Here is a 15,061-nt window from a genome sequence, read left to right as displayed (position 1 = left end):
TTATCCTCGGATCGCCCAGAACGCCAGGTTCAACCCCGGGAACTGCCCCGCGATGTGGAACGCAAAACCGCCGGAGTTGGCCAGTTGCTGCCAATGCTCGCTGCCCCGGTCCAATTCGTAATAGGTGGAGCCGGCGTGGTAAGGAAGTTGCCGTGGTGCCACCGGCAGCGGCAGTAGGCCGATGCCCGGCAATTGCAGGTTAACCAGATTGCGGATGTGCTCCACCGAGCCGACTTTGCTCTGTTGGCCGAAGTGGCCGCGCAGGGTTTCGGCGGGCACGTCGGCGCGCACCACCAGGATGAAGCTGGCGCTGTCGAGCAGGGTCTTGTCGGCCAACATCGCGACATGGACGCCGTAGGCTTTTTCGACAATCGGAATCGGCGTGGCCTTGCTGTCGATCAACATCGAGAGCGCTTCACGCAAGGCTTGCACCACCGGCGCAAAACTCAGCGCCAGGTTATCGTGCTGGTACTGCGGGTATTCCTGCGGTCGCCTCCCGGAAGCGGTAAAGGTCGAGAACTCACCGGCCAGGCTCACCAGTTCGCTGTAGAACCGCTCGGGGTGCAACGGACTCAACTGGCTCAAGTGCTGGATCAACGGCTGAGCGCGGTTGACCAGTTGCAGCAGCATGAAGTCGGCAATTTCCGAGGCACCGCCGGCACCGGACGCCACCACCCGCCCGGCGAGGGCTTCGCCTCGTTGGTGCAACAGGCCCAGCAGTTCGCTGCGAAACGCGGCCAGCGGTTTGGAGGCGGACACATCCAGCAAGGGCGGAACGTAAGTGTCGTCGAGCACCAGGGCGCGGTCGGCGCGTTTCTCCTTGATTCGCACCAGGCCGATGGCGGCGTAGTCGCTGATGCCATCTTCGGCTATCAACAATCGCAGCGCCCTCGAACCCACGGCCACCGGCGCACGGTTTTCGAACGGCGCGTTGTCGTCCCGTACTTCGCGCACCTGGCTCACGTAGCGCGCAGCGCCCAGGGTTTCGCCGTCATCAACGGTGTCCCGGGCACCGGCGCGCTTGAGCGGCAAGGCCAGGTACACCAAACCATCGCGCAGGTTGTCGTCGACATTCAGCGGGCTCGGCGCCAGGTCATCCTGGGGAATGTTAAATGGCGTGCCGTCCGGCAACAGGCCCCGCGCCGAGATGATGGCCAGTTTGCCCTGGGCCAACAGGCCCTGATCGATCAGCAATTCGGAAAAACCCCAGGCGCCGGCCGACAACGGGCGGCTACGGGCATCGATGAGGTTTTCAAGGTAACGGTCATGCTGTTGGAAATGCTGCGTTCCAATGAACATGCCTTCTGACCAGACCACGCGATTGTTCCAGGACATGGGAGCTCCGATTGCTTATTGGGCAGGGCTGGATGGGGGAACCACGATGGCGCTGCGCACGGCGCGCACATCGAGGCTGATCTGGTATTCGGTGTACTGGCGCGGCGGGACATTCATCACCGTGCGCCACTGCGCCTGATCCAGTTCGCGATACCCCACCAGCACACCGATGTGGCGGGTGGCCGGGTCGAGGTCGCGTTGCAGGCTCAATTGCTGGCCGGGCTGGACCAGCACTTCGTCCTGGTCGATCAGATCTGCGCCGAGCGTTGCCTGGGCCCGTTCGGCCAGGGCGAAATAATCGGAACGGCCGAAGGTGGCAGCATTTTTCAGTTCGAAAATGCGCACCCGGACCGGGGCCGGTTGGCCGGTGGTGCCGGGGTTGAGGCCGGCGATGGCGTGGAAGTGCAACTCGACGGCGGCGGTGTCGGCCTCGGCCTCAGCGGCCTCGGGTTTGACCGTATCCTTTGCGCACGCGGCCAGCAGAAGCGCGGTGGCAACTGCGAATAAAAACCTGGGAATCATCCTGCGTCCTCAATGACGTTTCAGCTATCCGTTGTTCCGTTTTTTGCTATGAATGGCGTTGTAAGGCGGCGCTCAGCCGCGACGCTGCCTCGTACTGTGTTCTTCGTAGGCGCGGCTGAACTCCCGACCGAACAGGTCTTGGAAATCCTCTTGGGCCTCACGGGAAATATTGCTGTAGAGCTCGGTGAACTGTTGCCAGTACTGGGCCTGTCGCGAGCCATTGAAAATGCTCGACAGGCCACCGGGCTTGCCCATGCGCTCTTCCAGTTGCGCCGGCTCGAAGCGCGCCAGCAGGTGCTTGATGGCTGCTTCCACACCGGCCATCACTGCCAATTGGTGGGCACGCAAGTCATCGAAGCTGTCGCGCACCGCCAGGTCCGGCGCCATGAACGCCTGATTGCTGTGGCGCAACAGCAACAGCAATGCTTCATCGACATTGGGAGCGAATTTCAGCGGGTTGTTTTCCACCGGTTGAATCATCGTCTGCTGAATGCGGAACTCGCCCTTGAGACTGCTGCGGGCGCGCAAGACATCGATCAGGCCTTCGACCATCAGCCGATAACTGCGGCCGATGCTTTCCATCTGCGCTTCGGCCTGGGCCTTGTCCAGGCGCAACTGATCCAGCCCGGCTCCACGCAGGAAGGCTTGCAACAGGTCGGGTTGAGAATTATTGGCCGGGCTGACCGGATTGACCGGGCTCTCGACGATGGCCGCGGGCGGTTCGCGCAAGGGTGCTGGCTCGATCGGTGCGCTGACTTGAGGCAGGGGGGGCGGCGCGACCTCTGCAACAGGCAAGGGGGCAACCGTCACCGGCGCAGGCTTGTCGCTGAACAGGTCCCAATCTTCCGGAATCACCGGCGTTGACGTCAGCGGCGCAGTCTCGATCACAGGCGTTGGGTGGGTAATCGGGGTCGGTGGGCGGAAGTCGTGCTGCTCGGCCGGGACATGGTCGGGCTGGGTGGCCGGCGGGACGGTGGTCGGTGCCAGAAAGTCGAACAGGTCCGGCATCGTGTCCATGGCCGATACGCCCTGAAAATGCGCAGGTGGTGTCATGGGCAACGACGTCGGAGTAGTCGCGAAGGCGCCCTGACGCCCCATCAGGGCCTCGAAGCTGTTGGACGAATCGGCGAAAGGGTTGCTGTCAGTCACCGGCAGACTGAAATCGATGCGCGCCTGGATTTCGTAATCACCGATGCGAATAACTTCGCCATCTTGCAATGGCTCGCTGTTTCCCTTGCGCAAACGAATACCGGCCTTAACCAATTCCACACCATTAGTGCTGTTATCGGTTAAGTAATAGCGGCCATCTTTGTATTGAATAACGCAATGTTTGCCGGAAACCAAACGCTCAGGGTCGGGCAATATCCAGTCATTATCAGAATTACGGCCAATCGCCATCACTCCCTGATTCATAGATTTTTCAGAGCACTGACCAGGGGTAATTTTGTGATAACTAGTGATAGTCAAACACAGCGACATCTTGCCTCCTTGCTAAACACTTTGCGCGCGGGCGAGTGAGGGCTCTACGCCCGTGCTACTCGCCGACAACCCTTGCAAACAACCTGGAAAACGGCCTTTTTACCAGCATGATTGCTGATCTTAACCGGCTTACGTGACAAAAAACCTGCATCAGTGCCTACCTCGACCTATCGGTCGCGCGGGTTGTTAAGCACCTCACATCTGTCACACAGAGGAAATAGCTTACCTTGACAAGCCATAAGTACTACACCAAAAATGCACAACTTCTTGAATATACATGATGGCACTTTAAGATCACCAAGCATCTAAAGGGCCATTACACGCAAGGAAACATGTGAAGTTCCACCTGGAACTAACATGTGAACTGCCCGACTCTCGAGCGGGCGATATGGAGATCAAATTCAGTGGAAGTGCCTTTGTTGCTCGCCGCCGTTTCCGCGACTTCGCCTTGTGGCGAAGATCTGGAATATGACGCGGATTTTTTGCACCTGGAACGCGATTCCCTAGGCAAGCCCGAGCGCAGCATGGGCGATTCGATATTGCCTGCCGAACCTCCTGAATGGCGCAGCATCCAGCAGCGAAGCCTGGAGATGTTGCAACGCAGCAAAGACCTGCGTATCACCCATTTCCTTTTGCAAAGCTCCCTTGCCCTCGAAGGCGTCACCGGTCTGGCCCGCGTCCTGACACTGATCAGCGAGTTGCTCAAGCAATACTGGGCCGACCTGCATCCGCGCCTCGATGCCGAAGACGACAACGACCCCACCGTGCGCATCAATGCCCTCGCCGGCCTGACGTCCGATGTCACCATTCGCCTGCTGCGCGAAAGCATCCTGGCCCGCTCGCGTACCTTTGGCCCTGTCAGCCTGCGCGCCGCCGCCAACGCCAGCGGCCTGCAAAGCTTCCCTGACGAAAACCTCGGCGCCGAGCAGCTCGCCGGGGCGTTCCTCGACAGCGATCCCGAACAGTTGGAAATCACCCGCGCTGCTTTGCACGAGGCTCGCAGCGTCGCCGAGGCCATCGAGCAACAGGTCAGCGAACAAATCGGTTCCGCCCAGGGCGTTGACCTTGGTCCATTGAAGCAACCGCTCAAGATGGCCTTGCAGATCCTCGGCCAGTTCGCCCCCCAGAGCGGCGACAGCCCCCTGCCCGATACCCTCGACGACGACAGCGCCGCGCCGGTTGAATACGCCACCGCACCGAGCGCACCGCGCAGTACCGGCACTGGCGAGATCAACAACCGCGACGACGTGCTGCGCAGCCTGGACCGGATTCTTGCGTACTACACCCGTCATGAGCCTTCCAGCCCGCTGCCGGTGCTGTTGAACCGGGCGAAGAATCTGGTGCACGCCGACTTTGCGGCCATCGTGCGCAATCTGATTCCCGACGGCATGAGTCAATTTGAAAATCTGCGCGGACCAGACAGCGAATAAAAGCGAACGGATCACGCAGTCACGTCACCGGTCCCATCGGTGACGCCAACACCGTCGCTTAAGCGACCAGGAGCAGCAACGTGGCGAAGCAAAGTTCTCAGAAATTCATCGCGCGCAACCGCGCGCCTCGAGTGCAGATCGAGTACGACGTCGAGCTCTACGGCGCCGAGAAAAAGGTCCAGTTGCCTTTCGTCATGGGCGTCATGGCAGACCTCGCCGGCAAGCCCGCCGAGCCGCTGGCGCCTGTGGCCGATCGCAAGTTCCTCGAAGTGGATGTCGACAACTTCGACTCGCGTCTCAAGGCCATGCAGCCACGCGTCGCGTTCCACGTGCCCAACGAGCTGACCGGCGAAGGCAACCTGAGCCTGGACATCACCTTTGAAAGCATGGACGACTTCAGCCCTGCCGCCGTGGCGCGCAAGGTCGACTCGCTGAACAAGCTGCTCGAAGCACGCACCCAGCTCGCCAACCTGCTGACTTACATGGACGGCAAGATTGGCGCCGAAGAAATCATCATGAAGGCCATCAAGGATCCGGCGCTGCTCCAGGCGCTTGCCAGTGCGCCGAAGCCAGCCGAGCCTCAGGCTTAATCAGGACGAATGATCATGACCGATTCAGTACGTGCAGACGCTCAGACACTGAGCACCACCGAAGAAGCCAGCGAGTTCGCCTCCCTGCTGCTGCAAGAATTCAAACCCAAGACCGACCGTGCCCGCGAAGCCGTCGAGACCGCCGTGCGCACCCTGGCCGAACAGGCCCTGGCGCAGACCGACCTGGTGTCCAACGACGCGATCAAGTCGATCGAGTCGATCATTGCCGCCATCGACGCCAAGCTCACCGCTCAGGTCAATCAGGTCATTCACCACCCCGACTTCCAGCAACTGGAAAGCGCCTGGCGTGGCCTGCATTACCTGGTCAACAACACCGAGAGCGACGAGCAGCTCAAGATCCGCGTGCTCAACATCTCCAAGACCGATCTGCACAAGACCCTGAAGAAATTCAAGGGCACCGCGTGGGACCAGAGCCCGATCTTCAAGAAGATGTACGAGGAAGAATACGGCCAGTTCGGCGGCGAACCTTACGGTTGCCTCGTGGGCGATTACTACTTCGACCAGTCGCCGCCGGATGTCGAGTTGCTGGGCGAGTTGTCGAAAGTCTGCGCCGCCATGCACGCCCCATTCATCGCAGCCGCCTCGCCGACCGTGATGGGCATGGGCTCGTGGCAGGAACTGTCGAACCCGCGCGATCTGACCAAAATCTTCACCACCCCGGAATACGCCGGCTGGCGCTCGCTGCGTGAATCGGAAGACTCGCGCTACATCGGCCTGACCATGCCGCGCTTCCTTGCGCGTCTGCCATATGGCGCCAAGACCGATCCGGTGGAGGCCTTCGCCTTCGAAGAAAGCACCGACGGTGCCGACAGCTCCAAATACACGTGGGCCAACGCAGCTTATGCAATGGCGGTGAACATCAACCGCTCGTTCAAGCACTTCGGCTGGTGCTCGCGCATTCGTGGCGTGGAGTCTGGCGGTGAAGTGGAAAACCTGCCGGCGCACACCTTCCCGACCGACGATGGTGGCGTGGACATGAAGTGCCCGACCGAAATCGCCATTTCGGACCGCCGTGAAGCGGAACTGGCGAAGAACGGTTTCATGCCGCTGCTGCACAAGAAAAACACCGACTTCGCCGCGTTCATCGGCGCCCAGTCGTTGCAGAAACCGGCCGAGTACGACGACCCGGACGCCACCGCCAACGCGAACCTGGCCGCGCGCCTGCCGTACCTGTTCGCCACCTGCCGTTTCGCTCATTACTTGAAGTGCATCGTGCGCGACAAGATCGGCTCCTTCAAAGAGAAGGACGAAATGCAGCGTTGGTTGCAGGACTGGATTCTCAACTACGTCGACGGTGATCCGGCGCACTCCACCGAAACCACCAAGGCCCAGCACCCATTGGCTGCGGCCGAAGTGATCGTCGAGGACGTGGAAGGCAACCCGGGGTACTACAACTCCAGGTTCTACCTGCGCCCGCACTATCAGCTCGAAGGTCTGACCGTGTCGCTGCGCCTGGTATCCAAGCTGCCTTCGGCCAAAGGCGCATAAAAACCTGCTGAACGGTACACGGTAAAAATGTGGGAGCGAGCCTGCTCGCTCCCACTGGGGTCTTCATTTGGTTGGAGATCACCTTGAACCCCCTTCAGCAGAACAGATTTCGCAAGGTCGGCGTTAACCAAACAATGTGGTAGAGACCACACAGGGAGAAAACATGGCTGTTGATATTTTCATCAAGATCGGCGACATCAAGGGCGAGTCCATGGACAAGGCCCACAAGGACGAAATCGACGTCTTGAACTGGAGCTGGGGCATGGCTCAGTCCGGCAACATGCACGTGGGCAGCGGCGGCGGTGCCGGCAAGGTGAATATCCAGGACCTGTCGCTGACCAAATACGTCGACAAGGCCACACCGAACCTGATGATGCACTGCGCCAGCGGCAAGCACATCGACAAGGTCAAGCTGACCGTGCGCAAGGCCGGCGGCGAAAGCCAGGTCGAGTACATGATCATCAACCTGGAAGAAGTGCTGATCACTTCCCTGAGCACCGGCGGCTCGGGTAGCGATGATCGCCTGACCGAAAACGTCACCCTGAACTTTGCCCAGGTGATGGTCGACTACCAGCCGCAGAAAGCCGACGGCACCAAGGACGGCGGCCCGATCAAGTTCGGCTGGAATATCCGTTCCAACACCAAGCGTTGATGCGAAGCCCCCTGGCGCCGCGCGCCGGGGGTTTTGGTGCTTGCTCGAATTTCGACCATCCCCTTTTCGGTATCTGAGTCATGGCCAAGCCTTCGTTTATTAATTTGTGGAAAGCGTATTCCGATCTGCTGGTTACTCATCCTGACGCAAAGCCTTGCGACGGTCCGTGGGCAAACCAGTGCGCTATCCGTATGAGCATGACGCTCAATGCGGAGCGGACCATCAAGATCAACAAATCTACCTATATCGAACCCAAATGTGCGCATGAACATGCCAGGGGAGCCGAGTCGCTGGCGAACTGGTTATGGAAGCATCATCTGGGGCGGCCACTGATTCTCGGTGGAAGTGCCGAAGAACGCCGCAAGTTGAAAGACAAGACCGGGCTCATCTTCTTCAAGGACTGTTTCCGGCAGCCTGGGGAAGCTGCAGAAAATCGCACGGGCGACCATATCGACCTTTGGAATCGCGGTTTTACCATCGGCCGTTACAGCGACCTTACCTACCAATCCAGAGCCATCTGGTTCTGGGAGCTCACATGATCAAATCCAGCCGAAACCTGGCGGCATTGTGCTGCGTGTTGCCGAGCCTGTGGGCGTGTGCCAGCCAGGAAACTACTCCAGCTTCCGTGGATCAAGTCGTCATCTTGGGCGGACAACGATTGATGCTGGAGAACGATCAGCAGCAATGCGTGTTGCGTAAACCGGATCAGAGCGTGCTGCCCCTCGAAATGCCATGGCCTTGCCAATTTGCTGTCGACCGACAGGGCAAACCTCACGTCGAATCCTTCAACAACGTACCGATCGTGATCGTGCTGCATGTGAACGTTGACCCAGCGAACAGTCGTGAATGCCGGTCCGAGTACCGCGCCATTCGTCAAATCAACGGCCAGCTCGAACCTTCGATCGTCGCACCCAGTGCCAGTTGCTTGCGCGGTGCAGGCGATCAGAAAGACTACACAGCGCTTTTCACTTGGTAAGCGACTTCACATGCATTCGCCCACGACTTTGCGTATCACTCATGACAGGTTGGCTTTGAGGGTTGAAATGACTAAGCGAACCCTGTTGATTCTGCTCTCTAGCGGCCTCCTGTTGAGCGCCAATGCCTGGGCCGAACAAAAGCAACTCGCGGCACCCAGCAATCAAGTCATTTTTGCCGGACAAACACTGACCCTGGAAAACCACGATCAGCAATGCGCCTTGCGCAAACAGGACCAAAGCCTCTTGAAACCAGACATGCCGTGGCCTTGTTTTCTGAGTGTCGACCGAAAAGGTCAGCCACGGGTCGAAATCTTCAACAACGCCCAAATCATTATCGTGGAGCACTCCACGCCCGAACCCGCTCCGAGCCATGATTGTGACGCTCGGTATCAGGCAATCCGCCAAATCAAAGACCAACCCATGGAAGTGTCGAAAGTCGCTCATAGTGCTGGCTGCATGACCGGCGTCATGGACCAGAAAAATTTCGTGGCGCATTTCTCGTGGTAACCGAAATCGCCACCCGCGATCGCCTGCAACCGTCCCTGCTGGACCGGTTGACCGACGACGACCCGAGCAACCTCAAGGAAAGCGCCGACAAGCGCGTGCTCTCTCTGACCCAACTGAAAGCCTCGGTGCTGCGGGACCTGGCGTGGTTGCTCAACACCACTTCATTGCTCAGCGCCGATGCGACGTTGCACACCCCGGCCGGCACTTCGGTCATCAATTTCGGGCTGCCAGCCCTGGCCGGCAACAGTGCCTCGAATGTCGATATCGCGGCGCTTGAAGCGTTGATCCACCAGGCCATCGCCACATTCGAACCGCGGATTCTGCGTAACACCTTGCGCGTGCGGGCCCGGGCATCCGCCGAGATGAACCACAACGCCCTGAGTTTCGAGATCGAAGGCGATCTCTGGGCCCAGCCAGTGCCACTGCGCCTGATGTTGCAAACCGACCTGGACCTGGAATCCGGTCATGTGCGGGTGGTCAACGCCGAACAGCGGAGACGCTCATGAACCCCCGCCTGCTGGAACTGTACAACCAGGAATTGCACCACGTTCGCGAAAGCGCCGCGGAGTTCGCCCAGGAATACCCGAAAATCGCCAGTCGGCTGACGTTGTCCGGTATGGACTGCGCCGACCCTTACGTGGAGCGCTTGCTGGAAGGGTTCGCCTATCTGACGGCGCGGGTCCAGCTCAAGCTCGACGCCGAATACCCGACCTTCACTCACAACCTGCTGGAAATCGCTTACCCCCATTACCTGGCGCCGACACCGTCGATGACCGTGGTGCAGTTGCAGGCCGACCCCGATGAGGGTTCGCTGAGCAGCGGCTTCCCGCTGCCCCGGGACATGGTCCTGCGCGCCGCCCTGGGCCGCGAAAGCCAAACCTGCTGCGAGTACCGCACCGCCCATGCAGTGACGTTGTGGCCGTTGCAGGTCAGCCAGGCCGAGTACTTCGGCAACCCGTCCGCCGTGCTCGGGCGCCTGGCCGCCAGCGAACCCAAGGCCAAGGCCGGTCTGCGTCTGACCCTGCGCACCGGTGCCGAACTGCCATTCAACAGCCTGGCCCTGGAGAACCTGCCGCTGTACCTCAGCGGCGCAGACGAGCAGCCCTTCCGCCTCTACGAACAACTGCTGGGCAACGCCTGCGCCGTGTTCGCCCGGCAGCCCGGCAGCGATTGGGTGGAACGCCTGCCGCAGGACGCACTGCGCTCCCAGGGATTGGACGATACCGACGCCGCGCTGCCCGTAGTCTCGCGGGCCTTCCAGGGCTATCGCCTGTTGCAGGAATACTTCGCCCTGCCCCAGCGGTTTCTGTTTGTCGACTTCACCCAATTGAGCCGTGCGGTCAAACGCTGCGACGGCCAGGAACTGGAATTGATCGTGCTGTTCGACCGTCACGATCCGAGCCTGGAAGGCAGTGTCGGTGCCGCACAGTTCCTGCCGTTCTGTACTCCGGCAATCAACTTGTTTCCCAAGCGCCTGGATCGCATCCACTTGTCGGAACGGGTCAATGAACACCATGTGATCGCCGACCGTACCCGGCCGATGGATTTCGAGATTCATTCCCTGACCACTCTCACCGGTCATGGCACCGGGTCGGAGCAGCCTTTTTTGCCGTTCTATGCGGTACGCGATCCGTCTCGCTACGGTCGCGATCAGGCCTGGTACACGGTGCGGCGCGAACCCCGCGTACTGTCCAGCGGCCAGCGACGCAACGGCCCGCGCTCGACTTACATCGGCAGCGAAACCTTCGTCAGCCTGGTGGACGGCCAACAGGCGCCTTATCGCCACGACCTGCGCCAACTGGGCGTAACAGCGTTGTGCACCAACCGCGACCTGCCGCTGTTCATGAGCGTGGGCAACAGCAAGACCGACTTCACCCTGGCCGACAGCGCACCTGTAGCGGCGGTGCGCTGCGTGGCAGGCCCGAGCCGCCCACGCGCCAGCCATGCCCACGACGCCAAGGCCTGGCGGTTGATCAGCCAGCTTTCGCTGAACTACTTGTCCCTCAGCGAACAAGGCCAGGGCGCCGCCGCACTGCGCGAACTGCTGCGCCTGTATGGCGACAGCAACGATGCGGCGTTGCAATTGCAGATCGAAGGCCTGCGCGAAGTCAGCAGCAAGGCCTGCACACGACGCCTGCCAATGCCGGGCCCGATCGTGTTTGGTCGTGGCCTGGAGATCACCCTGGAATTCGATGAAAACGCGTTTCGCGGTACTGGGGTTTTCTTGCTCGGTGCAGTGTTCGAGCGCTTCCTGGCACGCTACGTGTCGATCAACAGTTTTACCGAGACGGTGATCCGTACCACCGAACGCGGCGAGATCATGCGATGGAAAGCCAAACCCGGACGCCGTCCGACCCTGTGAGTACCCTGGACGCGATGCACCAGGAGCCCTGGGAATACGACTTCTTCCAGGCATTGCGGCGTATCGAGTGCGAATCGCCTGAACTGCCGCGCCTGGGCCATTCGTTGCGCCTGGCCGATGATCCGCTGCGCCTTGGGCAACAGGCCGATTGCACCTTCGCCCCGGCGACCCTGGCGTCGGTTCAGCCGGGTGTCGACGGTTCACCGGCGCGTCTGGAGCAGTTCTTTTTCGGCCTCGGCGGCCCCAACGGCCCGTTGCCGCTGCACATCACCGAATATGTGCGCGAACGCCAGCGCAACAACGCCGACAGCACCAGCAAACGCTTCCTGGATGTGTTCCATCACCGCCTGCTGAGCCTGTTTTATCGGGCCTGGGCCGAAGCACGGCCGACGGTCAGCCATGACCGCCCGGACGATGACTACTGGTCGGCACGCCTGGCAGCACTGAGCGGCCGGGGCATGCCGAGCCTGCTCAAACAAGGGCTGATCCCCGACACGGCGAAGTTGCACTACAGCGGCCATCTGTCGGCACAAACCCGCTACCCGGACGGTTTGAAGGCCATTCTCAGCGAGTACTTCGGCCTGCCAGTGGAGATCGAAGAGTACGTCGGCCAATGGATGGAGCTGCCGGAACGCAGCCGCGTGGGTGTCAGCGCCCATCAATTGGGCATGGATTTTTGCCTGGGTCGTTATGTCTGGGATCGCCAGCACAAATTCCGCATTCGCCTCGGGCCACTCAAGCTGGATAACTACATGGGCATGTTGCCCGGCAGCCAACCCTTCAACGAGCTGGTGGCCTGGGTCGCCGAATACCTGGGCCATGAACTGGACTGGGACTTGAACCTGATCCTGGAACAGCCAGAAGTACCGGCGCTGCAACTCAATGGTCGCTTCCGCCTGGGGTTCAATACCTGGCTGGGCCGGCCCGAAACAGATGCCAAGGATTTAATACTGGCCAGGCATTACGCCGAGCAGGCCAACACCTCACAGACCTCAAGGAGCCATGAGCATGGGTGAAATCAGTCGCGCCGCGTTGTTCGGCAAACTCAACAGCGTGGCCTACAAAGCCATCGAAGCCGCCACCGTGTTCTGCAAGCTGCGCGGTAACCCTTATGTGGAACTGGTCCACTGGTTTCATCAGTTGCTGCAACTGCAGGACTCGGACCTGCACCGCATTATCCGCCAGTTCAATATCGAGCCGGCACGCCTGGCCCGGGACCTGACCGAAGCCCTGGACCGTTTGCCACGGGGCTCGACTTCAATCACTGACTTGTCCTCCCATGTGGAGGAAGCCGTGGAGCGTGGCTGGGTCTACGGTAGCCTGATGTTCGGCGAAAGCCAGGTGCGTACCGGTTACCTGGTGCTGGGCATCCTCAAGACGCCGAGCCTGCGCCACGGGCTACTCGGACTGTCGGCAGAGTTTGACAAGATCAAGGTCGAGGCCCTGAGCGAACGTTTCGACGAATACGTCGGTGACTCACCGGAAAATGCGCTCAGCGCCAGCGATGGTTTCAACGCAGGCAGCGTACCGGGTGAAGCCAGCGGCGCCATGGCCCCAAGCGCCATGGGCAAGCAGGAAGCGCTCAAGCGTTTTACCGTCGACCTCACCGAGCAGGCCCGTAGCGGCAAGCTTGACCCGATTGTTGGCCGTGACGAAGAGATCCGCCAACTGGTGGACATCCTCATGCGCCGTCGGCAAAACAACCCGATTCTGACCGGTGAAGCCGGCGTCGGTAAAACCGCCGTGGTCGAAGGTTTTGCCCTGCGCATCGTCGCCGGTGACGTGCCGCCAGCGCTCAAGGATGTGGAATTACGCAGCCTCGATGTCGGCCTGTTGCAGGCCGGCGCGAGCATGAAAGGGGAATTCGAACAGCGCCTGCGCCAGGTCATCGAGGACGTCCAGGCCTCGCCAAAACCGATCATCCTGTTTATCGACGAAGCCCACACGCTGGTAGGTGCCGGTGGCGCCGCCGGCACCGGGGACGCGGCCAACCTGCTTAAACCGGCCTTGGCCCGGGGTACCCTGCGCACCGTGGCCGCCACGACATGGGCCGAGTACAAGAAGCATATCGAGAAAGACCCGGCCCTGACCCGTCGCTTCCAGGTGGTGCAAGTCGCCGAGCCGTCCGAAGACAAGGCGCTGCTGATGATGCGCGGCGTGGCCTCGACCATGGAGAAACACCATAAAGTGCAGATCCTTGACGAAGCCCTGGAAGCCTCGGTCAAGCTGTCCCATCGCTACATTCCGGCACGCCAGTTGCCGGACAAATCCGTGAGCCTGCTGGACACCGCTTGCGCCCGGGTCGCCATCAGCCTGCACGCCGTGCCGGCCGAAGTGGACGACAGTCGTCGCCGCATCGAGGCGTTGGAAACCGAACTGCAAATCATCGCCCGCGAGCACGCCATCGGTATCGTCATCGGCGCCCGCCAGAGCAACAGCGAAAACCTGCTGGCCGCCGAGCGCGAACGCCTGGCCGAACTCGAAAGCCGCTGGGCCGAAGAAAAAACCCTGGTGGACGAACTGCTCGCCACCCGCGCCATCCTGCGTGAAAGCGTCGGTGTGGTAGACAGCGACGTTGGCAGTGAAGACAGCCACGCCCTGCGCGAGAAACTGTCGGACCTGCAACAGCGCCTCAGTGCCCTGCAAGGCGAAACCCCGCTGATTCTGCCAACGGTCGATTACCAGGCCGTGGCCTCGGTGGTCGCCGACTGGACCGGTATTCCGGTGGGCCGCATGGCTCGCAACGAATTGGAAACCGTGCTCAACCTCGACCAGCACCTGAAGAAACGCATCATCGGCCAGGACCACGCCTTGCAGATGATCGCCAAGCGCATCCAGACCTCCCGCGCCGGCCTCGACAACCCGAGCAAGCCGATTGGCGTGTTCATGCTCGCGGGCACCTCCGGCGTGGGCAAGACCGAAACCGCCCTGGCCCTGGCCGAAGCCATGTACGGCGGTGAGCAGAACGTCATCACCATCAACATGAGCGAATTCCAGGAAGCCCACACCGTGTCCACCCTCAAGGGCGCGCCACCGGGTTACATCGGCTATGGCGAAGGCGGTGTGCTGACCGAAGCCGTGCGGCGCAAACCCTACAGCGTCGTACTGCTGGACGAGGTGGAAAAAGCCCACCCGGACGTGCATGAGATCTTCTTCCAGGTCTTCGACAAAGGTGTGATGGAGGACGGCGAAGGCCGGGTGATCGACTTCAAGAACACCTTGATCCTGCTGACCACCAACGCGGGCACCGAGTTGATTGCCCAGGTCTGCAAAGACCCGCAAAACGTGCCCGAACCCGAAGAGATCGCCAAGGCCCTGCGCCAGCCGCTGCTGGAGATTTTTCCGCCGGCATTGCTGGGCCGCCTGGTGACCATTCCGTACTACCCGCTCAGCGACGAGATGCTCAAGGCCATTACCCGCCTGCAACTCAACCGCATCAAGAAGCGCGTGGAGAACACCCATAAAGTGGCGTTCGATTACGACGACGCGGTGATCGACCTGATCGTCTCCCGCTGCACCGAAACCGAAAGCGGTGGACGGATGATCGACACCATCCTGACCAACAGTCTGCTGCCGGACATGAGCCGCGAGTTCCTCACCCGCATGCTCGAAGGCAAAGCGCTGGCAGGCGTGCGGATCAGCGCCCGGGATAACGAATTGCACTACGACTTCAGCGACGCCGCCTGACCGTCCTGGAA

General features: G+C 60.7%; 14 protein-coding genes. 11 read left to right on the top strand and 3 right to left on the bottom strand.

The features are described from left to right. From tssK to tagH, 3 genes are all read right to left on the bottom strand, one after another. Positions 1-1,335 (bottom strand): type VI secretion system baseplate subunit TssK, encoded by a 1,335-nt coding sequence (gene tssK, locus F8N43_RS13360; protein ID WP_150634597.1) that lies wholly within the window; start codon positions 1,333-1,335, stop codon positions 1-3. Positions 1,336-1,350: 15 nt separating this feature from the next. Continuing rightward, positions 1,351-1,857, bottom strand: coding sequence for a type VI secretion system lipoprotein TssJ (tssJ, locus tag F8N43_RS13355; RefSeq protein ID WP_150634598.1), 507 nt, complete (start codon positions 1,855-1,857; stop codon positions 1,351-1,353). 72 nt (positions 1,858-1,929) lie between these two features. Next, a complete protein-coding gene (tagH, locus tag F8N43_RS13350) occupies positions 1,930-3,336 on the bottom strand; it encodes a type VI secretion system-associated FHA domain protein TagH (RefSeq protein ID WP_150653903.1) in 1,407 nt (468 codons plus the stop codon). A gap of 404 nt (positions 3,337-3,740) precedes the next feature. On the opposite strand from tagH, the gene tssA reads away from it, so the two are divergent. The 11 genes from tssA (at position 3,741) to tssH (ending at position 15,050) form a co-directional block, all read left to right on the top strand. Continuing rightward, entirely contained in the window at positions 3,741-4,766 is a 1,026-nt protein-coding gene (tssA, locus tag F8N43_RS13345; protein WP_150653902.1) for a type VI secretion system protein TssA, read from the top strand. Between the two features lie 80 nt (positions 4,767-4,846). After that, a complete protein-coding gene (gene tssB, locus F8N43_RS13340) occupies positions 4,847-5,356 on the top strand; it encodes a type VI secretion system contractile sheath small subunit (protein ID WP_150634601.1) in 510 nt (169 codons plus the stop codon). Between the two features lie 15 nt (positions 5,357-5,371). Further along, positions 5,372-6,865, top strand: a complete 1,494-nt coding sequence (gene tssC / locus F8N43_RS13335) for a type VI secretion system contractile sheath large subunit (protein WP_150634602.1) — start codon at positions 5,372-5,374, stop codon at positions 6,863-6,865. A gap of 163 nt (positions 6,866-7,028) precedes the next feature. Next, entirely contained in the window at positions 7,029-7,517 is a 489-nt protein-coding gene (locus F8N43_RS13330; RefSeq protein ID WP_150634603.1) for an Hcp family type VI secretion system effector, read from the top strand. 80 nt (positions 7,518-7,597) lie between these two features. Further along, positions 7,598-8,056 carry a type VI secretion system amidase effector protein Tae4 gene (locus tag F8N43_RS13325; RefSeq protein WP_150634604.1) on the top strand — a complete coding sequence of 153 codons (459 nt, stop codon included), beginning with the start codon at positions 7,598-7,600 and terminating at the stop codon, positions 8,054-8,056. Further along, a complete protein-coding gene (locus F8N43_RS13320) occupies positions 8,053-8,493 on the top strand; it encodes a hypothetical protein (RefSeq protein ID WP_150634605.1) in 441 nt (146 codons plus the stop codon). Before F8N43_RS13325 ends, F8N43_RS13320 begins: the two co-directional genes overlap by 4 nt. 10 nt (positions 8,494-8,503) lie before the next feature. Next, positions 8,504-9,001 carry a hypothetical protein gene (locus tag F8N43_RS13315; RefSeq protein ID WP_224787829.1) on the top strand — a complete coding sequence of 166 codons (498 nt, stop codon included), beginning with the start codon at positions 8,504-8,506 and terminating at the stop codon, positions 8,999-9,001. Continuing rightward, positions 8,995-9,507 carry a type VI secretion system baseplate subunit TssE gene (tssE, locus tag F8N43_RS13310; protein ID WP_150634606.1) on the top strand — a complete coding sequence of 171 codons (513 nt, stop codon included), beginning with the start codon at positions 8,995-8,997 and terminating at the stop codon, positions 9,505-9,507. The genes F8N43_RS13315 and tssE overlap by 7 nt, the downstream gene beginning before the upstream one ends. Next, positions 9,504-11,363: a type VI secretion system baseplate subunit TssF gene (gene tssF / locus F8N43_RS13305; RefSeq protein WP_150638183.1), complete on the top strand. Its 1,860-nt coding sequence runs from the start codon at positions 9,504-9,506 to the stop codon at positions 11,361-11,363. The genes tssE and tssF overlap by 4 nt, the downstream gene beginning before the upstream one ends. Further along, complete coding sequence (gene tssG, locus F8N43_RS13300) at positions 11,327-12,379, top strand: type VI secretion system baseplate subunit TssG (RefSeq protein ID WP_150653901.1); 1,053 nt, start codon at positions 11,327-11,329, stop codon at positions 12,377-12,379. The genes tssF and tssG overlap by 37 nt, the downstream gene beginning before the upstream one ends. Then, a complete protein-coding gene (tssH, locus tag F8N43_RS13295; RefSeq protein ID WP_150638188.1) occupies positions 12,372-15,050 on the top strand; it encodes a type VI secretion system ATPase TssH in 2,679 nt (892 codons plus the stop codon). The genes tssG and tssH overlap by 8 nt, the downstream gene beginning before the upstream one ends. The last annotated feature ends 11 nt before the right edge of the window (positions 15,051-15,061 follow it).

The organism is Pseudomonas fluorescens (genome assembly GCF_902498065.1).
GTDB lineage: Bacteria > Pseudomonadota > Gammaproteobacteria > Pseudomonadales > Pseudomonadaceae > Aquipseudomonas > Aquipseudomonas fluorescens_BJ.
Note: the sequence above shows the minus strand (reverse complement) of the source record. Positions and strands in the feature narration are given on the sequence as shown.

What these genes read in the sequence shown, in the direction of transcription:
- tagH (WP_150653903.1), bottom strand. Translation starts at nt 3,336, where the DNA reads ATGTCGCTGTGTTTGACTATCACTAGTTATCACAAAATTACCCCTGGT.
- tssJ (WP_150634598.1), bottom strand. Translation starts at nt 1,857, where the DNA reads ATGATTCCCAGGTTTTTATTCGCAGTTGCCACCGCGCTTCTGCTGGCC.
- F8N43_RS13315 (WP_224787829.1), top strand. Translation starts at nt 8,504, where the DNA reads ATGCATTCGCCCACGACTTTGCGTATCACTCATGACAGGTTGGCTTTG.
- tssG (WP_150653901.1), top strand. Translation starts at nt 11,327, where the DNA reads ATGGAAAGCCAAACCCGGACGCCGTCCGACCCTGTGAGTACCCTGGAC.
- F8N43_RS13330 (WP_150634603.1), top strand. Translation starts at nt 7,029, where the DNA reads ATGGCTGTTGATATTTTCATCAAGATCGGCGACATCAAGGGCGAGTCC.
- F8N43_RS13325 (WP_150634604.1), top strand. Translation starts at nt 7,598, where the DNA reads ATGGCCAAGCCTTCGTTTATTAATTTGTGGAAAGCGTATTCCGATCTG.
- tssH (WP_150638188.1), top strand. Translation starts at nt 12,372, where the DNA reads ATGGGTGAAATCAGTCGCGCCGCGTTGTTCGGCAAACTCAACAGCGTG.
- F8N43_RS13320 (WP_150634605.1), top strand. Translation starts at nt 8,053, where the DNA reads ATGATCAAATCCAGCCGAAACCTGGCGGCATTGTGCTGCGTGTTGCCG.
- tssC (WP_150634602.1), top strand. Translation starts at nt 5,372, where the DNA reads ATGACCGATTCAGTACGTGCAGACGCTCAGACACTGAGCACCACCGAA.
- tssK (WP_150634597.1), bottom strand. Translation starts at nt 1,335, where the DNA reads ATGTCCTGGAACAATCGCGTGGTCTGGTCAGAAGGCATGTTCATTGGA.
- tssF (WP_150638183.1), top strand. Translation starts at nt 9,504, where the DNA reads ATGAACCCCCGCCTGCTGGAACTGTACAACCAGGAATTGCACCACGTT.